At 53.4% G+C, this 22,025-nt stretch carries 17 protein-coding genes and 1 tRNA gene; 10 read left to right on the top strand and 8 right to left on the bottom strand.

Features of this window, described 5'->3' with window-relative positions:
- The first annotated feature begins 97 nt into the window (after nt 1–97).
- Together Q4D85_RS09235 and Q4D85_RS09230 are read left to right on the top strand one after the other, a co-directional pair.
- Nucleotides 98–1,714, top strand: coding sequence for an alpha/beta fold hydrolase (locus tag Q4D85_RS09235; RefSeq protein WP_303199899.1), 1,617 nt, complete (start codon nt 98–100; stop codon nt 1,712–1,714).
- Between the two features lie 74 nt (nt 1,715–1,788).
- Nucleotides 1,789–1,862, top strand: a tRNA-Arg gene (locus Q4D85_RS09230).
- 768 nt (nt 1,863–2,630) lie between these two features.
- Here the strand turns inward: Q4D85_RS09230 and Q4D85_RS09225 are convergent.
- The 6 genes from Q4D85_RS09225 to Q4D85_RS09200 form a co-directional block, all read right to left on the bottom strand.
- Complete coding sequence (locus Q4D85_RS09225) at nt 2,631–2,843, bottom strand: PspC domain-containing protein (RefSeq protein ID WP_303199897.1); 213 nt, start codon at nt 2,841–2,843, stop codon at nt 2,631–2,633.
- Between the two features lie 101 nt (nt 2,844–2,944).
- Nucleotides 2,945–3,415 carry a MarR family winged helix-turn-helix transcriptional regulator gene (locus Q4D85_RS09220; RefSeq protein WP_303199896.1) on the bottom strand — a complete coding sequence of 157 codons (471 nt, stop codon included), beginning with the start codon at nt 3,413–3,415 and terminating at the stop codon, nt 2,945–2,947.
- 494 nt (nt 3,416–3,909) lie between these two features.
- On the bottom strand, nt 3,910–6,537 hold the full coding sequence (locus Q4D85_RS09215) for a hypothetical protein (RefSeq protein WP_303199895.1): 2,628 nt from the start codon (nt 6,535–6,537) through the stop codon (nt 3,910–3,912).
- Entirely contained in the window at nt 6,534–7,679 is a 1,146-nt protein-coding gene (locus Q4D85_RS09210) for an exonuclease SbcCD subunit D (RefSeq protein ID WP_303199893.1), read from the bottom strand. The genes Q4D85_RS09215 and Q4D85_RS09210 overlap by 4 nt, the downstream gene beginning before the upstream one ends.
- A 9-nt stretch (nt 7,680–7,688) precedes the next feature.
- Nucleotides 7,689–8,510: a hypothetical protein gene (locus Q4D85_RS09205; protein WP_303199892.1), complete on the bottom strand. Its 822-nt coding sequence runs from the start codon at nt 8,508–8,510 to the stop codon at nt 7,689–7,691.
- Entirely contained in the window at nt 8,511–11,609 is a 3,099-nt protein-coding gene (locus tag Q4D85_RS09200) for a DEAD/DEAH box helicase (RefSeq protein WP_303199890.1), read from the bottom strand.
- A gap of 129 nt (nt 11,610–11,738) precedes the next feature.
- Between Q4D85_RS09200 and putP the strand changes: the two genes are divergently transcribed.
- From putP to Q4D85_RS09185, 3 genes are read left to right on the top strand one after another with little or no spacing between them, the layout of a single operon-like run.
- Nucleotides 11,739–13,262 (top strand): sodium/proline symporter PutP, encoded by a 1,524-nt coding sequence (gene putP, locus Q4D85_RS09195; protein WP_303199888.1) that lies wholly within the window; start codon nt 11,739–11,741, stop codon nt 13,260–13,262.
- A gap of 43 nt (nt 13,263–13,305) precedes the next feature.
- The gene (locus Q4D85_RS09190) at nt 13,306–13,935 is read left to right on the top strand and encodes an HNH endonuclease family protein (protein WP_303199887.1); all 630 of its coding nucleotides are present in this window, start codon (nt 13,306–13,308) and stop codon (nt 13,933–13,935) included.
- 47 nt (nt 13,936–13,982) lie between these two features.
- Complete coding sequence (locus tag Q4D85_RS09185) at nt 13,983–14,462, top strand: DUF2269 domain-containing protein (RefSeq protein WP_303199885.1); 480 nt, start codon at nt 13,983–13,985, stop codon at nt 14,460–14,462.
- Here the strand turns inward: Q4D85_RS09185 and Q4D85_RS09180 are convergent.
- Nucleotides 14,452–15,498: an HNH endonuclease signature motif containing protein gene (locus Q4D85_RS09180; RefSeq protein WP_303199884.1), complete on the bottom strand. Its 1,047-nt coding sequence runs from the start codon at nt 15,496–15,498 to the stop codon at nt 14,452–14,454. The two genes, Q4D85_RS09185 and Q4D85_RS09180, sit on opposite strands and share 11 nt — an antisense overlap.
- A 354-nt stretch (nt 15,499–15,852) precedes the next feature.
- Between Q4D85_RS09180 and Q4D85_RS09175 the strand changes: the two genes are divergently transcribed.
- From Q4D85_RS09175 to Q4D85_RS09155, 5 genes are read left to right on the top strand one after another with little or no spacing between them, the layout of a single operon-like run.
- Nucleotides 15,853–17,277 (top strand): SLC13 family permease, encoded by a 1,425-nt coding sequence (locus tag Q4D85_RS09175; protein WP_303199882.1) that lies wholly within the window; start codon nt 15,853–15,855, stop codon nt 17,275–17,277.
- A 15-nt stretch (nt 17,278–17,292) separates the two neighbouring features.
- Complete coding sequence (locus Q4D85_RS09170) at nt 17,293–18,522, top strand: glycerate kinase (protein ID WP_303199880.1); 1,230 nt, start codon at nt 17,293–17,295, stop codon at nt 18,520–18,522.
- Nucleotides 18,523–18,563: 41 nt separating this feature from the next.
- The gene (locus Q4D85_RS09165) at nt 18,564–18,950 is read left to right on the top strand and encodes a hypothetical protein (RefSeq protein ID WP_303199878.1); all 387 of its coding nucleotides are present in this window, start codon (nt 18,564–18,566) and stop codon (nt 18,948–18,950) included.
- Between the two features lie 23 nt (nt 18,951–18,973).
- A complete protein-coding gene (locus Q4D85_RS09160) occupies nt 18,974–20,365 on the top strand; it encodes a HAMP domain-containing sensor histidine kinase (RefSeq protein WP_303199876.1) in 1,392 nt (463 codons plus the stop codon).
- A 24-nt stretch (nt 20,366–20,389) separates the two neighbouring features.
- Nucleotides 20,390–21,055, top strand: coding sequence for a response regulator transcription factor (locus Q4D85_RS09155; protein WP_303199875.1), 666 nt, complete (start codon nt 20,390–20,392; stop codon nt 21,053–21,055).
- Here Q4D85_RS09155 and Q4D85_RS09150 read toward each other — a convergent pair.
- The gene (locus Q4D85_RS09150; RefSeq protein ID WP_303199873.1) at nt 21,047–21,847 is read right to left on the bottom strand and encodes a serine protease; all 801 of its coding nucleotides are present in this window, start codon (nt 21,845–21,847) and stop codon (nt 21,047–21,049) included. The genes Q4D85_RS09155 and Q4D85_RS09150 overlap by 9 nt on opposite strands.
- Nucleotides 21,848–22,025: the final 178 nt, after the last annotated feature.

Below are 22,025 nucleotides of genomic sequence, written 5' to 3'. Positions count from 1 at the left end.
CCCCCAAAACCACAGGTCAACATTTCATACGCATTTTCCTGGTGAGAAAACCTCAGTAATTTTTAATTCCCAAACGTCAAACTATTCATTAGTGTAGATGACGAGCCGTTTCACCTCAGACGCCAAAGGAGCACTTCACATCGTGCAACTGAAACTTCCAAAGCTACTTTCTGTACTTACAGTCACAACCGTTGCTGCAGCAATGGTTACCACGACAGCCCCACATGCAACAGCTCAGCAAAAACCAGCGATTGCATGGGAGGATTGCCCGAAATCGGTGGAACGACCCGGTGCTCGCTGCGGCCGCATTGACGTCCCGCAGAATTATGCCGACCCACAAGGTAAGAAAATTTCCGTCGGCTTCATCCAGTTCAAGGCCACCAATGGTGCTAAGGACACGATTTTCACCAATCCTGGCGGCCCAGGCGGCGATGTTTACGGCTGGCTAGGAACCACGGATATGACGGAATTCCCCGCCGAGTTTTTTGCCAACTATGACATCATCGGTGTTCAACCCCGCGGTCTTAATGGCTCCACCCCACTTGAGTGTTCAGACACTTCGAAACTAGGGCCCGCTGACCAGTTCACCCAATCCGGCGAAGCAATACGTAAAGCCTGCGAAACAAGTCATCCTGGCTACCCGGCCCAGATCACAACTGAAAACACCGCACGGGACTGGGACGAAGTCCGAAAGGCACTCGGCAAAGACACGATTTCGATCTATGGTTTGTCCTACGGCACTCTACTCGGATCCACCTACGCCACGCTTTTCCCGAAGCAGACTAATAAAGTGGTGCTTGATTCCGGTTTGAATGCGTCAAATCAGTGGAGCCATGTCATCGCCAGCCAGGAAGCAGGTTATAACACCGCGCTCCAAGAGTTTTTCAACTGGGCGGCATTAAACGATGACAAGTTCCACCTGGGCACCACCCCATACGCGGTGTACACCAAATGGGCTCAGGCTATTCAAGCTCAATCTGGTGTCTGGCCGTCCGTGACGCCACCGAAAGCAACTGCGGCCGACCTTCCTCCGCATTCATCTGGCGTTGGACAAGCTGCCGTTGACATTATAAACGGCACGGAACCTGCGCATTCTCAGGCTAAGAATCTTGGTAGTCAACTGTTTGCTGGTGGCAGGAACCAGTCGCATTCATCGGTGCTCGGCTACACCTTTATGAGACTTCCTATGCCGCGTTTTTGGGAGTCAATCGTTGAAACTATCCATAACCCGGACTTGGCTACTCAGAAACTAATCCCCAAAGAGCCAACCGAAGAAGATGCCAAGGCGTTTATCCACTCCTTCAACATGCGTTCGACGATCATGTGTAACGAAGCGCAAAGCCCGTGGAACCCGCAGGATATTCCGCGTGCGTTGTGGACTAACTACGTTATCGCGGACGTCATTCAGGCTGGCCCGTCACTGTTTAACTCGGGTTTGGTCTGCAACGGCGCAGCTCCTATCACCAAGGGCGTCCCATTCAACGGCTCAGCGCTGAAAACCCGGCCGCTTCAGATTCAGGCCACCCGCGATCCACAAACTCCGTACGGCGATTTCTGGGAGATGCAAAAGTCCATGAATTCCCATCTGATTACAGTAAATGGGCCCGGGCATTCCCACTTCGGGGTTGGCAATAAAGCCGTCGACAAAGTTGTCCTCGACTATTTCCGAACGGGAGCAGCTACCACCTCTGAGCTGCCCGGATACTTCGGGTAACCCCCACGCACCCACCGAGTTCGATTTTTGAGCCGGTGGGTGCTAGTATTTCAAAGCGTTGCACAGCGCAGCTTGTCTCCGTAGCTCAGTGGATTAGAGCATTGGTTTCCGGTACCAAAGGTCGCAGGTTCGAATCCTGTCGGGGACACTTTTGTCCTGAGTCGCAACATAGTTGACACTTGTGTGTGACTTAGGGTGTGTTACCGGTGTTCTGTGTTCTGAAATAGGAACACGGATCGCCGGTTATTTTTGCGCTAAGGGCTCGTACTGAGTGAGGGTTCGTATTCGTTTTTCTGGCACATCCTAACCAGTCGGCAACGAGACATTTGGGGCGTGTCGGTGCGTTAAGAGAGGATAGCGTCCCTGGTTTTACGGCTTCCGCACCAAAATAACGAACCTTGCTGGCTCTGTGGTCAGTATCGCGGTGTGGCCGTGGATGAATGTCGTTAGCGTGCGGTCGTGTGGTTCCGATGTGGTTTTTCAACTGTCAACGATGTCGCGACTGACCTGTCAACTATCATTCAGAAAACCCCAGAACAGAAATGTCAACTATGTCATGACTCCACACACTGTCGGGGACACTTTTGTCCTGAGTCGCGACATAGTTGACACTTGTGTGTGGCTTAGGGTGTGTTACCGGTGTTCTCAAATGAAGGTTTGTTCTTTGTTTGATGGGCACCGGTTGTCGCGTTTGTGTGTTCTTACTTGTTTTCTGGAACGTCCTGGCGACCGCTCAATCGTCTTCCGCGTTGAAACGACACACCATGCCGAACTGTAGTGAGCTTCCGCGGCATCAGCCTAAGCCCACGTTCGTGAGGTTTTGGGTTGACGTTCTTGCCCGCTGTGAACCTAGAGTAAAGCCCCATCGTTACGGCAACGACGGGGCTTTGTGCTTTGCGACGACTTCCGGGATCTGTTATCCCTCAGGCATGATGATCCATGCGGCAATATAGGCCAGCACCTGCGGGCCGGGCAAAAACATCGACAGGAGGAATAGAACGCGGAGCAGGGTCACATTCCACCCGTAGGTTTCTGCCACGCCGCCGAAAACGCCACCGACTAGGCGGGTATGCAGCGAGCGGTGCAATGGGCGCTGTGCATATGGCTGTGGGCTGAATGGTTGGGACATGGTACAAAACCTTTCCGTTTTCGATGAATGACTTACTAACACCTATTCTGGCGAGGTCTGCTTCATGCCGCATCAGGGACTCCCCTGATATTGACCCTGATTTACTGGTTGCGTGGGCGCCCAACTGGTTGATCGAGGATGTTTTGGAGGAATTCTGCCACGGGTTCCTTGAGTTCTTCGTTGAGGCTGTCGAAGACGATCTCACGCACCGACTCAACATGGAAGGGGGCGGCCTCCCTAATGCGGCGCTCGCCTTCTTCAGTCAATTCGATGATAATGCCGCGTGCGTCGCCGATGCACCGCTGCTTGGTCACTAAGCCACGTTTTTCCATTCTCGTGACCTGGTGGGAGGTTCGGCTACGATCCCAATCTAAATCGGCGCAAAGATCGCGCAGTCGGATCTCTTTGTCGGGGCTTTCCGACAAACTAACCAGAACTGCAAATTCTGAGGTCGTAAGCCCTGGACCATCTTGGAGGACATTTTCAATATGGTGTTCTACTTTTCTAATGGCAGCAAGCATGAGCCGCCAGAATTGCTGTTCATCATCACTGAGCCATCGCGGAGTAGTCATGGGTCTATATTAAACAGTACTTTCGCTAATTGTTTACAATTACCTGCAAATTCTTGGCAAATACATAGGAAATGGGTGGATAAATATTTCTTCGGCCTTTCCGTAATTTATGAGATATTCCCGAAAAAGCCTCAATAAAGATCGAAGAATTCATTTCCCAGATTAGTAACTTTGCCAAAGTTTCAACATCAACAAAATTGTTTCACATTATCCCCGAACACGCCATACCCCGCGCCGAACTTCGAGCATAAACCATAAAGGTTACCTAATGTTTTTCTCGAGGAAAATGACACGAAAGCCCAACCTAACAGCAGATCAAAAGCCATAAACGAGAACATTAGCGATAATCACAATTCACTACATTGCGCCAATCTCAATGTCGCACGCCGCGCTGCCATTAGACGCAATCCTCTCCCGATACCTAGGTACCATCCCGCCAATAATGGCCAAATCACGGGGACAGCCACACAACAATGGTAAGAATTTTCTAAATTTTATTCAGTCGAATCCTCTGCCACTTTTGGGGGTTGTGCCAGGTGCATAAGACTATGCATTGGCTTTTCCACCCGGCTTGACACACTCGAATATCGCTGCGGCACACAGGTGAACACGAAAATCTGTTGGTTCTGACCAACATCGTTAAATACCGCCCCCATCGCCAGCAATCGATTGGGGTCGGTTGACCCTAATACGTCGTCAAGAAAAACTGGCACCTGATCGGACGAAACCAACGAAGCAACAGCCAATCTGGTGAGGATTGCCAGCTGTTCCTGGGCACCACCCGATAAGGCTTCAACGCTCACCATGTGATTGTTTTTCGTTCTGCCCGTCACCGCCAGGGATTCAGAAAGCTCGAAGCTGACATCGGGGCCAAATACTGGTTTCGCTAATCTGGTGAGCTCTTTCGTGAAAGGAGCACAGTACCGAGCATGTGCTTGTTTTTGGTGCCGCAAGAGGGTTTCATACAGCAACTTTGCCGCGGCGGCGCGCGCCTGGATCACGGATTCTTTTCGTTCCGCGGCAATCTCGGCTGCATGGGCGAGATCGCATTCTTCGGCAGCGCCCGCAAATGCCTCAATATAGCTGCGGTGGGCTGCGATAGTTGTTTCGGCCTGACGAATGCGCTGTTCCACATCAGCCAGATTGGCGGCCGCAGCTTCAACCAATTGTTGCTTGAGGTCTGGCGCTAATTGCTCCAGCTCTTTCTCCATTGCTTGCAGTAGATTCTCAAGCTCCTTTGTGGCAGATGTACACGCTTGGTAGTCACTATTCAGCACTTCCAATGGAGTTTCGGCTTCCGCCTCGGCCAGTACGTGTTTCTCTCGGTCCAGCTGCGCCGTTGCTTCGTCGAAAAGCGTGCGCGCGGCGATAAACTCGGTCTCAGCGGGCCGCTGCGCCAGCACCTCCGCAGCGGCAGCGGCTTCGTCCCGTGCAGCCATTGCTGCATCCACATTCGACGTTGCCTGTGCCAACTGCTCTGTCGCTTCCGCAACGCTCAGCTTCACCTCCGGTTCTGGTTGGGCTAGCTCTTGCCGGACCTCCAACTCCGATTGTTCGCCCACGACGGCGCTTCGTTGCGTGGTTAACAACTTAACTTCAGTCTGGCTAGTTGTGTATCGTTCCAACGCCGATTGCGCTTGAGCTGCAGAAACGAAACCATGCTCAGATTGGAGGGTTTTTAGTTTCTCTGTTTCGGTTTGTAATTGTTCAGTTATCCCGGCCGTCCCCATTCCGGGATCGATGACGATGGAAAGACCATCAACGGTAACCTCCGTTTCCGTTTCCAGCAACTGTGTCGTTGGGGCAGCATCGGCCGTAATTTCCTCCCCATTAATTTGGATTGTTCGCGGCGTTTTCGCGTGGAGCGTTAATGAGGGGCTCTGCACCGCAAGCGCCTGTTGGGTCGCTTTAACCGCCAGTTCCGCCTCGTTAAATGCAGCCACCACCTCCGACGATACCTCAGGTACCGTGGCTAGTTCCGCGATCCGCCGGTCGATGTCGTCTAGTTGGCTCACCATCGCCCGAAGCTCGGACCTGCGAGCTGCACGTTGCGCTTCTTGCATCGCCGCCACCGCCGTTCGATGTGCATCCTGGGCCGCGCGCGCTGCAGTTTCAGTTTTTTCGCGGTGCGATTTCAGCTGATCGAGATGTTGCTTTTCTATAGCCGCTGCATCTTCGTGTTTTTGCACCATGTCCCGCAAACTCTGGACTCTGGCTTCTAGTTGGTTAACCAGCTCCAGCCGTTCGTGGCGTTGGTCGAGTTTGGTACGCACGGCCTCACAGTGCGCGTGACTAATCTGGTACTCCCGCCGCTTAAGCTCTACTTTCTTTTCCGCGTTGTGCGCTAGCTCCCATTCGGATTGAAGCTTTTCATGTTGTGCGATCGCCGTCGGCAGTTCCACCTGGGCGTGTTCTTTATCGGCGGTTATCTTCTCTACTAGATCGACGCGCTGGTGAAGCAAGGCGAGTTTTGCTTCCGCTTCTCGACGCCGCAGGCGTGCCGCTTCTACGGCCGCGCCATAGTCCTTGACGAACTTGGTGGGCGCACCCGAGCGCTTGGAGAAGTACCGTTCATATTCGGTGGTTACGCGGTGCATCAATTCGGTGGATTCAGTTTCGCCGATAAAACTATCTTCAGATTGGCCTAAGGCGGATTTCAAAGCCGAAATGCCCACTAGCTCCATCGTTGGCGAGAGTTTGCCCTGCCTATTAAAAAGCGCTTCGAACAGCTGATGATCTACGTGATCGTCCAACAATTGCTGCAACCGTAGCTCCGCGTCGGCGCCAGTAAAACTGCCATTTCCACTGTCAACACCTGTGATCGTCACGACCGCCGTTGGGCTTTTCAACCACCGCTTTTCCACCTCGCACCTAATCTGGCCGAATGCCAACCCGAGTTTTACACGTGGACCGACATCCTTGCCGATGGGCTGGCTGGCTTTGACCGCCGCAGCCTTGGAATTGTGCTTGCTAAATAGCGCTTGGTGCAGGGCTTCCAGCACCGTGGATTTTCCTTTTTCATTGTCACCCGATAGTACTAACACCCCGTGATCGGGAATATCGTGCCACGCAAATTGCGTAATTGATTTGAAATCCTCAATTTCAATGAAAGTGATTCTCATTTATCCCCCGATCGCTGCAAATGGAAAAGCAACGCCAATGCGTCCTCGGCTGCCGGATGATCACATTGAGATAGCTCGGAAAGCGCGGCTTGTGCGAAACCGGCGAAACCCATATCAGCTATCTCGTCTTCGGTGGGTATTGTTGTCAATTCCATCGTGCGGGTTCGCGGGTACAAATTGGCAAATAGCGGTTTCAGCTGGGCAAGCTGCGCCTCCAAAAACGCCCGCGTTGTCATGTCCACGCTGCCTCGGAGAGCGTACTTCACAACAGTGTCGTCTTTATGCGGGTAGTTCTTGAGAGTTGCTATGAACTCTTCAATATCTTCGTGCGAGGAAACCTCGGCGAAAAGCGCGTCGAACCGCCACCGCCCAATCTGGACTGGCACCACCTCAACTGCGGCTTTGGCTGCGCCTTTCTTGGTTATATCCACGATTAGCGCGTTTCCGGAGTTGGATTCTCCCCCACCGGTTGGGAGTTCTTTAAAGTCTGTGACTTCTGGCGACCCGGAATACCAGATTGCTCCGGTTGGCCCGACCGACATGGTGGAATGGGTATCGCCTAAAGCCACGTAATCGATCGCACCGGTGGCTATCAGCTCATTGAGGGGATCGATCCCAATGAGCTCCGGCATGATGTCATTGCCTCGGTTTTCCGTTTGCCCGTGCGCAACCACCACCCGAATGGCAGAGCTAGGCTCAAGCTGGCTGGTGGCCTCAGCCACCAAGTCCTTGCTTGGTTTCTTGCTGTGCCAAGGGACGCCGATGAGTTCGATACCTGCGACGTCGATAGGCTCGGTGGAGTTAAATACGTGAATGTTCTCGGCGGTGGCGGCCTGGTAGAACACACTGTCGGCGGTCAGCGGATCATGATTTCCGGGAAGTAAATACACCGGAACTGGCAACTGGCGCAGTTCTTCGATCGCCCGATTGAGGGTGGTGGGGGAAATGGCATTGTGTTCAAAAACATCGCCCGCTACAACGATAAAGGCGCACTCGTGTTCCTGCGCGGCCTCCCCTAGTCTGGTGATCGCGGTTTTGCGCGCAGCCTCAAATCGCGCTTGGGCGTCTTCGGTGTCTTCAAGAAACCACCGAGTCATCCCGATCTGCAGGTCGGAAGTGTGAAGGAATCGAATGCTAGTCACGATGGCGTGTTAATCCTCCCGGGTGAGGTAATCGTACATGTCTTCAATGTCACTGACGGCACGAAGCTCGTCGATGCTGGTATACGAGATTTGACGCATTGCCTGGTGCAACAGCTGCAAGTCCGAATCGTTAAGTGCAGGTTGGATGCGTGGGTGCGGCAATTGAGGCAACTCCCCGCCCTGCCAAAACCGCTCAGGGGTTATGGTTGCTTGCCGTTCAGACAGTTCCTTAGCGCGCAGCACCACCGATTGTTCCACATCCAACAAACTCAAGTCACGGATTTGGAACGCCAGATTGGGGTTGTCATTACAAGCGGTCATCGCCGCCCACATTGTGGCGACGATGTGTTTACACCCGCTAGTCGGATCGGGGCAATCGCAGTGAAACCGCACATCGTCGTAGGATTCAGCGAATAATTGCCCCAACGCCTGCGGCGAGAGTTCGCCGTTTCGTGCCTGCGTAATTCCGTTCGGAATGGTTGCAATCTCGGTAATTAGTTCCGAGATATCGTCCGCCGAACGATACGGAAAGACGACATCCACCTGGAATGGTTCTGGCTGCGAACCGACAACTTCCGCTGTGATCCTGGCATTAGCGGTGACCAAATTGAAAACACGGCCGCTATGAAAGTATTTTTCGCCGCGAGAAATTCGTGCCTTATCAACCCGCTTTTCGACGAGCCCCTGCAACCACCCTACAGCGGAGTTCGTGCTCAGCTGGGTACTTTTGCGGTGCTGAATCTCAGGTTCTGGAGGTGCTGTGTCTCGTTTTGCCCCGAAGTTGGCGTAGATAACGTTGCCAACCTTGGGGCGCTTTGGTTTTTCCGCCATTTATTCCATCTCCCGGTAGCTAAGCAAGGTGGCAAGTTCATCGTCGGAAAGCTCGGTCAGCCAGCCTTCCCCTTGTGTGACCATGGTTGAGGCTAGTTCCGTCTTACCCGCAATGATCTCTTCGATACGTTCCTCCAAGGTACCGGCCGTGATTATCTTATACACGAATACATTCTTATCCTGCCCGATCCGATACGCCCGGTCCGTTGCCTGGTTCTCCACCGCCGGATTCCACCACCGGTCCATGTGAATGACCATGCTGGCGGCGGTCAGATTAAGCCCGGTGCCCCCAGCTTTGAGCGACAACACCATGGCGGGCGGCCCAGATTCAGATTGGAAATCTGCAACCATCGCATCGCGCCGCGATTGGGAAACCCCGCCGTGTAAAAACGGAATGCTCACGCCGTAATAATCTGAAAGATACGGAACCAACAAGTCACCGAAGGCCTTGTATTGGGTGAAGATCAACACCTTCTCATCGTTTTCCCTCGCAATAGCAATCAAGTCCATTAACTCTGCAACTTTTCCGGACCGGTGCCGGTTTTTCACAGTCACCGAGGAACCGTCGTTAAGAAAATGTGCGGGGTGGTTGCAAATCTGTTTAATCTTCGTCAGCGAAGCCAACACCAATCCTTTACGCCCCATTCCGCGTGCCTGGGTGAGCTTTGTTTGCAGATCCGACACAAACGCCTTATACAGTGCTGCCTGCTCGGTAGTCATGTCGACGGTGATCACGGTTTCGGTCTTATCCGGAAGATCGGCAATCACGCTGGGGTCAGATTTAAGTCGACGCAAAATAAACGGCGCCGTCAGATTACGCAGCTGCTCGGTTTTCACCTCATCACCAGTAACTTCAATGGCTTTGGAAAAATGATTCTTGAAAAACGACACCGAACCTAAAATGCCAGGATTACAAAAATCCAGAATGGCCCGCAGCTCCAACAGTCGGTTTTCCACCGGTGTGCCGGTCAAGGCGATGCGATGCGATGCAGGCAAAGCCCGAACCGCACGGGAAATCTTCGTGCTGGAATTTTTAATATGCTGAGCTTCATCAATGGTGACCCGATGCCAGGTAACCTGCGATAATAGCGCCACATCGCGGGAAACCGTTCCGAAAGAGGTGATCACGATATCGCAATCCTCAATCTGGGTGAGAAACGCCTCCCCCTTCTTCCGGTTCGCCCCATGATGCACCTGCACACGCAGCTGCGGCACGAACCGGCCCGCTTCCCGCGCCCAATTGCCCACCACCGACGTGGGTACCACCACCAGGCTCGGGCCGCTAGCCAAACCCGCCGCCCGGTCAACCGCCTCCAGACTTAGCAGCTGCAACGTCTTCCCCAACCCCATGTCGTCGGCAAGCACCGCCCCCAAGCCCTGCCGATACATCCAATGCAACCAATCCACGCCCCGACGCTGGTACTCCCGCAGTTCGGCGTGAACCGTATCCGGAATGTCCACCCGCTGCGGGGCAGGCAAATCCTGGATCCGTCCCCCAATCAGGCCAACATGCCACTGGCTGCCGTGATATTCGACGATTTCGTCTATCGCCGAGCGCATCGACAATTCACGCAGTTCCGCCACGGTCATCTGCCCCGCCGACGCGTCCGCCGCAGCCAAATTTTGTTCCAACTGTTCAATCGCCGCCGCCAGCTGCGCCGTGTCTTCGCCTCGGGCGGCCGCCAACTCCATGCGCATTTTTAACGTTTCAATCTGTTGCTTTACAAGGCTTTTCGACGACTTCACCAGCTCGTCCATGTACTGCACAATCGATCGAATCGCAGCGTTATCGGCCATCACCCAATCGCCACGCAGGTTGATCAAACCGGATTTGGACGCCACCAGATCATTCATTTCCTTGTCCGACAGCTCCACATCACCAATGGACACCCGCCAGTCGAAATCGACAATCTGGTCCAACCCCACCTTGGGCCGCCCCACCGTCTCATTCGACTCCTGGACATGCAGCCTCGCCTTGGTGTCTTGCTTACTCCACGCTTTAGGCAGCAAAACTGTAAACCCGCAATCCCGTAACCGCGGAACATCCTCCGAAATAAACGCCACCAGTTCGTCCGTCGATAAGTACACATCCCATTCGCCGACGGAACTTCCCCGCGACACCAACCCCATCATCGGAGAAACTCGTGCCGGATGGGTGGCCGGAAGTTCGCGGCTAGAATCCAACAGGCGCGACACAAAAACCGCCTCCCGGCGCAGCGCCGTCAACCGGTTCACCGTCGCCCGATCGAACAATCCAACATTCACCGGGATCGGCGCATCAACGCCGGAACGCACCCGGACCCGCACCGGCCACACGCAATCCTGCGCCCCCACCTCCACATCATCGGCACTACCGGGTTCTTCAACCACGAAAACCAACTGCACATCCACCGCGGTAATCGAATCCCGCCACCGATTAAGCGCCGACACCAGATTCGCGCTCCCCCGCCGCAACGGCTTCGACGCCAAAAGCGCCTCCGAAAACTCATGCCACGGCGTCGGCCGCTCCGAATCAAACAGATCCCGCAACAACAGATTTGCGATCCAATGCGGCAATTCCTCCGCTATATCCTCCGCAACCGACAAACCGCCGTTACGCACCAAAACCCCCGGCGCGGCCTGCATCATCTGCGCAATCCAACCACGCTCCCCCAAGCCTGCCGCCAACTGCCACATCGGAAACCACTTTCGATCCGAATACGACAGCTTTACGACGACCCGACCAGCCGAAATGAATTCACGCAACCCAGCAAACATATGACCAAGCCACACCAAATCAGCACCCAAACTAGCCCGCTGTGCCCTCGACGCAGAGACCTCATCCACCCCGGCCACAACCGCGAGAATCTGAACCGCCTGTTCCGGCGCAACCGCAACCGTCGGAACCGGCAGCCGCACCTCCCGGCCCTTAGGGGTCATCAAAACCATATCGACCCGATGCGCAAACCGTTTTCCTTTGATCGCTGACTCCACAGCTGGCGGGAATACCCCCGAAGGGACATCCGCGCCTGAAACAATCTTGTGGCCTTCCACTTGCTCCACCCACAAGTGAAGGCCAGATTGCTTCAGCCACAGGCCGTGAAGAATGTGCGACGTCATGTCTACTGTTCTACCAGGAGACCCCGACACCGCAGAAACACACTTTCGACAAGTCCCCAAAATATGCACCCACGGTGTAATCTAGACGAAATCGCGTGACCAGCATAAAAGCAAACAGTTGAGGATAACATGGCTGACCAAACCTGGCATATTTTAGCCATCATCATATATATGTTGACGATGCTTGCCATCGGATACTGGAGCTACCGGCAAACCGACCAATACGAAGATTATGTGCTTGCAGGTCGCGGGCTTAACCCGTTTGTGGCTGCAATGTCCGCCGGTGCCTCGGACATGTCAGGTTGGTTACTGATGGGGCTACCCGGCGCGCTTTTCGTCACCGGCATGAGTGAACTATGGATCGCCATTGGTTTGATCATCGGTGCCTGGGCAAACTGGAAGTGGGTAGCACCACGTCTTCGCTCCTACAGCGAAGTCGCTGATGATTCGATCACGTTGCCTTCCTTCTTCGAAAACCGACTCAAGGACAATAGCCGTCTACTGCGGCTTGTTAGCTCCGTGATCATCGTTGTCTTTTTCGTCTTCTATGTCTCCTCTGGAATGGTGGCTGGTGGACACTATTTTGAATCGGCATTCGGGGGTCAATATATCGATGGAATGCTCATCGTCGCTTTCATTACCGTGGCTTACACCTTCATCGGCGGGTTTCTGGCAGTTGCCTACACTGATGCGGTTCAGGGGACGATTATGTTCTGCTCGTTAATCATCGTCCCAGTAATGGCGCTGTTTGCTCTAGATTCTCCATCCTCAATCTGGACGTGGGCGACATCCCACGACTATGGTCCGTATACTTCTGGCGCGGGAAATCCGACGTATTTCTCGCTTATCAGTGGAATCCCACTATTGGTGATCGTTAGCAATCTGGCCTGGGGTCTTGGTTATTTCGGCCAGCCGCACATCATTATCAGATTTATGGCATTACGCTCGCCTGCCGACGCCCGATTTGGCAGGTTTGTCGGAATCAGCTGGATGACAATATCCATTGCTGGTGCTGCTTTCGTTGCGATTGTGGGCACAGCCTACTTTGGTCAGAATCCCGGTTTTAATATCGTCGACAAGCAAAACTATGAAACTATCTTCCTCGATATGGGACGACTGCTGTTTCATCCCCTGATTGGTGGATTAATTCTCACGGCTGTGCTTGCGGCAATCATGTCAACCATTTCTTCCCAACTTCTTGTGACGTCCACTTCCCTGATTGAAGACATCTTCAAAGTTTTCAAAAAAGATCACCCCAGTGAACCCGTCATGATTAACCTATCCCGAACGGCAGTCGTGCTGGTTGCAGTTGTCGCCGGAGTACTATCGATCAACCCTTCAGATTCAATCTTGGGGCTCGTTGGTTTCGCCTGGGCTGGCTTTGGCGCAGCATTTGGACCGCTCGTACTTTTCATGCTGTACTGGCGTCGGCTCAATACCCCCGGGGCTCTTGCAGGTATGATCACCGGTGCAGTTGTCGTTTTCGCGTGGGGTTCCTCCAGCTTAGGCGAATCGTTATATGAAATGGTTCCAGGAGTAATCGCGGCCACGATAGCGATCGTTGTTGTTTCCCTGTGTACAAAGCCGCCAAGCGAAACAGTGACAGATACCTTCAATCAGGCCGTGGAACGAGAGCGCCAACTGATTTCTTAAAAATCATGGAACCAAAAGGCTTGTCGCATGAGTCTAATTGGATATGCGACAAGTTTTTTCATTTCGTGTAGCACTCGGCATTCTTATCGCAGCTACGCTCATCCTTGCATTTTTGGAGTTGCCGCCTGCAGGTCGACTCTCCCCCAATCTGGCCGATGTCCCCCAGATTAGACAACGATCCACTGTTATCGGCTACGACAGAAAACTGTTCGGCGACGGTTGGGCGCATAATCCGGTGACTGCGTGCTCAACGCGCCAGGATGTTTTACGTAGTCAGCTGACTGCTGTCGGGAAACCGGCTGGCTGTCGGTCAGTTGTCGTCGGAATTTGCCCCTATTCCAACAACCAGATTAGTAGTGATCCAGAAGTCGCCCCTGGCGATCCAATCGAAGTGGATCATATTTTCCCGCTGGCTGCCGCATGGGATATGGGGGCATTTGCGTGGCCGGAAGAAACCCGTATTGCGTTCGCCAACGATCCGCTCAATCTGGTCGCTGTGTCCGCCAAAGAGAACCGGAGTAAATCAGATCTTTTGCCGTCAGATTGGTTGCCCCCAGCGCGAAGCAATCGATGCTGGTACGTCAATCGGTTAACCGAGGTTGCGGCGAAATACAACCTTTTCTTAAGCACCGCGGATGTGACGATTATGCGAAGGCAGTGCCTTTTCCGATAGGGTATTGCCGTTATGTTATTTCCAGATTGGAAGGTTGGGTTTTACCCGTGGGTTCTGTAATTGTTTTGCTGCATGTGTTAGCGGCCGTCCTCTTTCTAGGCCCGGTGACTGTTGCTGTTTCCATGTTTCAGGTTCAGGCACTCAAGGCGCATAGCGGCGACGAGTCCGCCCGTGGTGCAGCGAAGGTTTTGTACCGAGTGACGCAAACGTACGGCATGCTGTCATTGCTGGTTCCGTTGCTTGGCTTCGCCGTGATGTTTACCGGTGATTTTTGGTCTGATGGCAGGTTCCACGCGTCAATTGTTTTGTCTGTTGTTGCGTGGGCGTTGCTGCTGTTTGTGATTTCTCCGAAGCAACGGGAAATGATGGCAGCGTTAAATCTGCTGCCTGCTGATGAGCAAGACGGCGATGTCCAGATTGGGGATTGGGCAAAGGCTAAAGCCAAGCTGTCGATGTTCGGCGGAATTTTCTCCTTACTGTGGGTGGTTACGTTTATCTTGATGATGTTGCCGCGTTTTATTGGCTAAATGCGGCAATGGCCCATTCGCGTGCTGACTTCTGATTTGCGGGGTGTTGGTTGTAGCGGATGGGTTCTTCAGGGCGAAATTGGTAACCTTTGCGTCCGGTGTCCGCATCGCGGGTGATTCTGCCGTTTTTGTGTCGATTGGGGGTGTCGTCGTTTCGGGCGTTGTGGGGTCGGCATAGTGGAGCGAGGTTATCTAAAACAGTTTCGCCGCCATGCGCCCAGGCAGTGATATGGTGCATGTCGCAATTTTCTGCTGGTCGGGCACAATCGGGGTGGGTGCAGACGGGGTTTTCGATGGTGGCGTGAAATCGTTGCAGCCAGGTCGCATGGCGACTGTGCTTTTCGACGCCCGGTTGGCGCTGTATACGGTACGTGGCAGTCGGCTGCGCCACTCCATGGGTATCGAGGGCGTAGACAATCACATATCCATAGGGGGCAAGCTTGTTGTTGAGGATATCCACGAGGTTTTCCTGGCAGCCGTTGGTTGTGGTCACGGATCCGTCTTCGTGTAGTTTCTCGCCATTATTGAGCGCATAGAGGAACGCGGGTTGATAGAGCATTCCTTCCTCGGTCGAGCCACTAAAACACTGTTCGAAAGCCATGGCGAGGGCTTCGTCGTAGGCAAGTGAGGGCTGATTACGCCTTATGTGCTTGGCTTTGGCATGCAATCTGATGTGAATGTGCCTGACGAGTGGAAAAGGCAGTTTGGCGTGGAGATGCCCCATTCCGTCGTGATCGGGCTGGTTGGAACAGCCGACGGTGGATTTGCGACGTTTGCTGTATCCGCGATTGATCTGCTTCAATCGGGAGGTAATCGTCGTTTTCAGCTCCTGAGTGCTGAGTGTCCCTGCTGCCCGGATGAATTCTTCCCGTAGTTTCAGTTTGTTTGCTAACGGGTTGGAGCAACGGTTTACACCGGTGGCTATCAGCTCGAGTTGTTTGATCGATAGTCCAAGGCTTCGCGCTAGTTTGCGGTGATAAATGTGACTGAATTGCACCGCTAGCCAGTTCAACCGTTCAATTTCTTTGACAGTCATCCTCAGGTCATGAGCGAGTTGCTCGTGCGGTGTTTTGGATCTATGAATCGCTACCATCAAGTCAACGCCGTGGCATTGCAGTTGCTTGAATGAATATAAAATCTCCTCCATATTTCTACTTGTAGCACCTTCTTCCGACATGGCGAATCCACACCAACGAAATAGCACATTTACTTGTGGAATTCTGGCGCGAACTGGGAAAATGCCGATGATTTTTCAGCTATTTTCTTGCACCTGTGGATAACTTCTCGTACATGAACGCTTTTTCATCAGTAGCTCATTAGTACTTCACGTGGGTCGTTAACAATAGAAACTCAAGGATTACTCAACCCATAGAAAGGAGGTGGTGCTACCGTGACTACTCTCGCAACGCCAAGCCGACGACTACGTGACCACGTCGAAAAGCTCGTTGCGGTGATTGCAATCGCTGCGGTTTTGTATTTTCCAACCAGCCTAAGCATCGAAGCCAGATTGACACTCGCGGTATTCATCGGAGCAATCTTCCTTTGGGTTTTCAGCACTATCCCAGACACATATGTTGCGCTTGCAGCAGCAAGCTTGCTCGCGGTCCTCGGTATCTTATCGGCGGAGGATTTCTTCGAGCCGCTTGGGCACGACACCACGTGGCTACTTATTGGCGCGTTCATTATTGCAACGGCCGTAACCTCCAGCGGGTTGGCGCTCAGGGTCACTTCGTGGCTAAGCGTCGGCATCAAAAGCCCTCGCGTCCTGGTTCACCTGATTACCCTTGCGCTAGTGTGCACCGCTTTTATGGTGCCTGCCACATCAGGTCGTGCGGCGCTGGTGCTGCCAGTTTTCCTTGCATTGGTTCCTATTTTGGAAGCAGGCCACCGCTGGTTGCTTGTAACGCTTTCCATCGCGATGCCAAGCGTAGTTTTACTTTCCGCGGTGGCCAGTTTTATTGGTGCTGGTGCGCACCTTATTACTGACCAGATTCTTTCCGAACAAGACCTCGGCTCAATCGGGTTTAGCAAATGGATGCTCTATGGCTTGCCCTTTGCCGTGGTGTCGAGCCATGTCAGCGCCGAGGTCATCTTGTTGCTCACTTCCACGAAGCAGCAGCGCCAGCAACAGCTCCAGATTGAGGCTCAGGATTTTCCCGACACTTCCTCCAATCTGGGCGAAAAGCGTTCACTTGCGGTTTTGCTCATTGCCGTCGCCCTGTGGTTTACAGAATCGATCCACTCAATCCCACCAGCATTGGTCGCTGTTGTGTGTGCGTTGTTAATCTCGTCGCCACATTTCGGTGCGGTTGATCTTAATCAGGCGATCAAAAAGATTCCGTGGTCGTTGCTGTTGTTCATGACCGCAACTGTGGCGTTGTCGGAAGCGCTTTCCGAGTCTGGCGCCGCCGAGGCAATGGCATCTGGCGTGTTTTCGTTGGTTAACGACAGCAACGCAGCCTGGATGTTTATTGTTATCGTCATCGCATTATCTACTGCGGCGCATTTGTTTATTCAATCCAGATCCGCCCGTAGCGCAGTTTTGATTCCGATTGTTGTGGCGTTAGCACCTGCTTGCGGGGTGAACCCGGTAGCCGCAGCGTTTTTATCGACCGCAGCCGCGGGGTTTTGCCATACGTTACCGTCGTCGGCGAAGCCGCTCACAATTTTCTACTGCGAGGATCAATCCCGCCCTAGTTTCACTAATGCGCAGTTAATGCGTATCTCTGCCACATTGGCACCTATCCACATGATTTTGTTAGCCATTTTTTCCACTGTTATTTGGCCTGCATTGGGCCTTAACCTCTTTCAATAGAAAAGGATATTCATCATGACTATGTATCTTCCAGAACGAATTCTTGTTGCTCCGTCCGGTTTTAAGGAGTCGCTGTCTGCGGTTGAGGTTGCAGATGCAATAGCATCCGGTATCCGTAGGGTGCTGCCTGGGGTGCGAGTGGATGCATTCCCGGTTCCCGATGGTGGTGAGGGAACGCTGGATATTCTCGCCACCCATCCGGGTACGAAGTTGCACCAGATTGAGGTCACCGGCCCGGTCGGTAAGAAAGTCAAAGCCAAGTGGTTAGAATTCGTCGATGCCAAGGTCGCCGTCATGGAAATGGCGCAGGCCGCTGGTTTGTCCTTGGTACCCCATGACTTACGGTCGCCGGGTTCTACCACTACCTTCGGCGTAGGTGAGATTCTGGCCGCGATTTTGGATGCAGGTATTTCCACCATCGTGGTTGGCTGTGGTGATTCCGGTACGTCTGATGGTGGCGCGGGGGCGTTAATGGCCTTGGGTGCACGCGTTGTCGATGCTGACGGCCATGCGATCAGATTGGGCGGCGACGCGCTTATCGACGCCCACAGCATCGACCCCAGCGGGCTTCACCCAGGGCTAGCCACCGCATCGATCACGCTCGCCTGCAATATCCATAATGTTCTTACAGGCCCCAAGGGCGTCGCCGAGGTTTTCGGACCGCAGAAAGGTGCCACGAAAGAACAGGTGCGGCACTTGAGCGCAGCGCTGGATCATTGGGCAGATTTGCTTGAAGAAACCTTTAAGCCGGAGCGCGACTTGCGTGGCCCTGGCTCCGGCGCATCCGGCGGGCTCGGCGCTGGCCTTATGGCGGTGGGTGCGTCGGCACGCAATCGTTTCGACGTTTTGCTGGGCGAATTGCCAAGCGCTGCCAATGAGGATCTATCGTCGTTAATTGCAGCCGCCGACCTCGTGATCACTGCGGAAGGCGCTATTGATTTTCAAACCCCGCACGGAAAGGTGCCTGCAGAAATCGCCCGTCGTGCGCAACGTACCGGTGTGCCGGTTCTTGGGATTGCAGGTTCGCTTGGCAAAGGTGCGCCAAGGGTCCACGACGTTGGTATTGCCGCGATTCAGTCGATCATGACTGTGCCCATGGCGCTTGAAGACGCAGTGCGTGACGGCAGGGAATTGCTTATCGACGCCACCGAGCGGGCGATTCGAATGCTGCAATTAGGTAGCGTTCTAGCCTCCCGGAGTGAAGATAAGGTGCGCCGTAAATGGTTGGATCCCCAAGCAGCCTAATTCGTGATAGTTTTAACCTAACCTAATCTGGAGTATCGACTATGTTTAATACAGCAAAACGGTTTGCCCCGCTAGCCGGTATTTTGGCATTGATGTTTTTTGTTGCTCTCGCCGGGCAGGCCCTTTCAAACACCCAATCGCCACCCCAGATTGGTCCTGCCACCGCCGCAATTGAATTACCCGATGCAGCCCCTTCTGATGTCAATCCGGTTGTCGACATCACACCTGAGCCGGTCGCGGAACCGCAGGCAGCCGTACCAAATGTGCCGCCGGCGCAACCAGTGGCTCCGGTGATTCCGCCAGCACCAGTGATCGATTTCCAACAGCCTATCCCCATCCCCGTGCAACCGGAGATTGTGATTCCACAAGCACCGCTTGATTATGAGGATTTGGATGACGTGTTCGACGGTTTCGAATTTGATGATTAGCGTCGCTAATCGTAGGTCCGCTTATGATTACCGCTACAACTTTTTCGTCCATTCGCGTTCGTATCGTCGCTTGGATCTTGTTGGTCGTGTTCACTGCCTTGGCATCGGTATTGTATTTGACAGATGCAGTGCGACGCGGCGAAATTCACACACACGCGAATTCTACGGTGGAGCAGGAAATCGCGGAGTTTTCGACCTTCGTGTCGGAGTCGCCACGGAGTTTCAACAATTCCCGGGAACTAGTCGAGGCCTACCTTGGTCAAGAAATTCCCATGGATCAGCAACTACTCATCGGCCAGATTGGGGATCAAGTAGTTCGGCAGCAAATCTCCACTCCGTACAAACCAGCCGACAAGGCTGCCCTGTTACATGAGATTTTTACTTCCCGCGCGAACTCTGGAATATTCAACGGCATTCATTGGGGGCGGGTGGAATTAACCTCGCCGAATTCGGAGAAACCAGATTACTTTGCAACTGCGATCGATACGAAAGTCGCGTACAGCCACCTAAGTAATCAAACGAAGAACCTCTCCGTGATGGGTGCGGTTGTCATGGCCCTGGCTGTCATTATTGCCTGGTTGATTTCCAATCAGATTATTATCCCAATCAGGAGCCTGCGTGACGTCGCCAGCCAGATTAGTGATTCGTCCCTAACATCACGGGTCCCTATAACCGGTGATGACGAGATCGCAGATTTGGCCCGAACGTTCAATCACATGCTGGATCGGATTGATTCTGCCTATCAGATCCAACGCCAATTCATTGATGATGCTGGGCACGAGTTGCGCACCCCCATCACGGTGATCCGGGGAAATCTCGAATTGTTGGAGACTGCAACACCTCAGCAACGCGCCCGCAGCATCAAGTTGTGTACCGGAGAGCTTGACCGGATGACCCGAATGGTGAACGATCTTCTCACGTTGGCAATCGCGGATGCAGATGGGCCGAAGTTCTTGCATCTTACGCCGTGTGATTTGTCGGAATTGATGATCGACATCGAAGATAAGGCTGACATCGTTTCTGATGGGCGCGCACACGTCACAAAGATTGCAGAGGGTGTTGTTATTCTTGATGCGCAGCGGATCACGGAGGCGGTGTTGGAGCTGACCCGCAACGCTGTGAAATATGCTCCGGATGATTCTCCTATCATCATTGAGTCCAGTCGGGACGACAACCAGATTAGTCTCAGCGTCCGGGATTTCGGTCCCGGAGTTGACCCAAAGGTTCAGCAAAATCTATTTAGCCGATTTACTCGCGGCCAAAAAACCCAATCTGACCAGGTTCCGAAAAAGGGCGCTGGCTTGGGGCTGTCTATTGTTAAAGTCATTGCTGAGGCACATGGTGGTCACGCATGGGTAAAATCTGAACCGGGTTTGGGTGCTACGTTCGGCTTCAGCTTTCCTGCAGTGACGTAGCATCCCTGGAAAGGAGAAATTACCGTGAGCCGTATTTTGATCGCAGAGGATGACACCGGGATTGCTGAGTTTATAGCGCGCGGATTGGAATCCGCAGGTTATTGTTGCGATGTCGTCGATTCCGGCCCGGTTGCTTTTGGCATGGCGCGATCTGGTGCGTATCAACTGATGATTCTCGACTTGGGGCTGCCGGACATGGATGGCACCGACATCTTGGAGCAGTTACGGGCGCTAGGCGCAACACTACCCATCATCGTTTTAACTGCACGCACGGGGTTAGAAGACCGCATTCGTACTCTTGAGGGCGGAGCGAATGATTACATGCCGAAGCCTTTCCAATTTGCGGAACTTCTTGCCCGGGTTCGGCTACGGCTGTCCGATACTTCCACCGAAACCGCGCAATCTACCACCCAATTGGAGCATTCTGGCATGGTGCTCGATTTGCGGGCACACCGTGTGCTTGTCGCCGACAAATGGCGCGATTTGTCACGACGTGAACTGGGGTTACTAGAAACGTTGATGCGGCATCCCGGCCAGATTCTTTCCCGCGCCCAGTTACTTAGCCAAGTGTGGGGAATGGATTTTGACCCCGGATCGAATGTCGTGGACGTCTATATTCGAAGCCTGCGTAAAAAGATTGGTCAAGACAAGGTAGAGACTGTGCGTGGTTCCGGTTATCGATTACGGTAACTTGGCAAACAGCGCGATGATTGCCGCCACGATTGAGGCAATAATCGGGATCAAGGCGAGCAGCGGCAGCCACTGCGGGGCATTCGTTTCCACAATTTGTTCAGGTTCAGGGGCATAAGACGTAATGTGTCCAATTACCCAGTCCCGCAAGGTGTCTGTTCGACAGTGATGCGCGCGTTCGTGTCCGGTATAGGATGCATTCACCCCGATGACTTTCCCTTCGTAAAATACCGGGCCACCTGAGTCTCCGGGAAGCGTCACAGCCGGACTGTCGTTTTCCACTACGAAGAAGTACCCACCGTTATAGGCATCGATCCGATATGTGTTTTTAATTGTCGTTTGAGCGGTGTGCAGAATCTCCCCGGTTCCAGTTCCCCAGCCGTAGACTTCTCCCCTACTATCTTCGGTTGGCATCACTTCAGCCACTTCCGCATAGCTTTCCAGATTGAGGCCTTCAGGCACCCTAATCAGAGCGACGTCGCTGTGCGGAGCTACGTAGTGGCTATCCCCTAAATAGGTGTGTCCGGTGAATGTGTTCCCGGTTGTAATGGAATAGCTTTGTCCTGGTTCCGCGGCAAGGCAGTGCGCTGCCGTTAGGACCCAATGCTTTGCGACGGCAACACCTGTACAAAATCTATTACCAGTGACGATTCGGGTTACTTGTTGCCCTTGGATGTCGTCGACTGGCACTAATTGGCCACCTGCCAACGCCGATGCAGGTTGAACAACGGTACAAAGCTGGGCGGCTGCGGTAATTAAGGCAGCAGCCCGGCGGGACATTCGGCGTTTCATGTGACCATGCTCCAGACTATAAGCACATTCGCTAAGCTTATTTTAAGCTTCCGCTGCATTATGCCACAGTTTTTGCACAGATAATTAATCCCGGAAATCCCTGTTTAAATACAAAATTGCCCCCTGGGCACAATCCACATTGTAGATGAACCCGGAGGGCAATTTTTTAAATTCTCAA

Source organism: Corynebacterium sp. (assembly GCF_030532965.1).
Taxonomy (GTDB): Bacteria; Actinomycetota; Actinomycetes; order Mycobacteriales; family Mycobacteriaceae; genus Corynebacterium.
The sequence above is the reverse complement of the archived record's forward strand: the minus strand, read 5'-3'. Positions and strand labels throughout refer to the sequence as shown.

Bases quoted from the DNA above. Each gene is read 5' to 3' on its own strand.
- Q4D85_RS09235 (WP_303199899.1), top strand. From the start codon at position 98: ATGACGAGCCGTTTCACCTCAGACGCCAAAGGAGCACTTCACATCGTG.
- Q4D85_RS09225 (WP_303199897.1), bottom strand. From the start codon at position 2,843: ATGTCCCAACCATTCAGCCCACAGCCATATGCACAGCGCCCATTGCAC.
- Q4D85_RS09220 (WP_303199896.1), bottom strand. From the start codon at position 3,415: ATGACTACTCCGCGATGGCTCAGTGATGATGAACAGCAATTCTGGCGG.
- Q4D85_RS09215 (WP_303199895.1), bottom strand. From the start codon at position 6,537: ATGAGAATCACTTTCATTGAAATTGAGGATTTCAAATCAATTACGCAA.
- Q4D85_RS09205 (WP_303199892.1), bottom strand. From the start codon at position 8,510: ATGGCGGAAAAACCAAAGCGCCCCAAGGTTGGCAACGTTATCTACGCC.
- Q4D85_RS09200 (WP_303199890.1), bottom strand. From the start codon at position 11,609: ATGACGTCGCACATTCTTCACGGCCTGTGGCTGAAGCAATCTGGCCTT.
- putP (WP_303199888.1), top strand. From the start codon at position 11,739: ATGGCTGACCAAACCTGGCATATTTTAGCCATCATCATATATATGTTG.
- Q4D85_RS09190 (WP_303199887.1), top strand. From the start codon at position 13,306: ATGCGACAAGTTTTTTCATTTCGTGTAGCACTCGGCATTCTTATCGCA.
- Q4D85_RS09180 (WP_303199884.1), bottom strand. From the start codon at position 15,498: ATGACTGTCAAAGAAATTGAACGGTTGAACTGGCTAGCGGTGCAATTC.
- Q4D85_RS09170 (WP_303199880.1), top strand. From the start codon at position 17,293: ATGACTATGTATCTTCCAGAACGAATTCTTGTTGCTCCGTCCGGTTTT.
- Q4D85_RS09165 (WP_303199878.1), top strand. From the start codon at position 18,564: ATGTTTAATACAGCAAAACGGTTTGCCCCGCTAGCCGGTATTTTGGCA.
- Q4D85_RS09160 (WP_303199876.1), top strand. From the start codon at position 18,974: ATGATTACCGCTACAACTTTTTCGTCCATTCGCGTTCGTATCGTCGCT.
- Q4D85_RS09150 (WP_303199873.1), bottom strand. From the start codon at position 21,847: ATGAAACGCCGAATGTCCCGCCGGGCTGCTGCCTTAATTACCGCAGCC.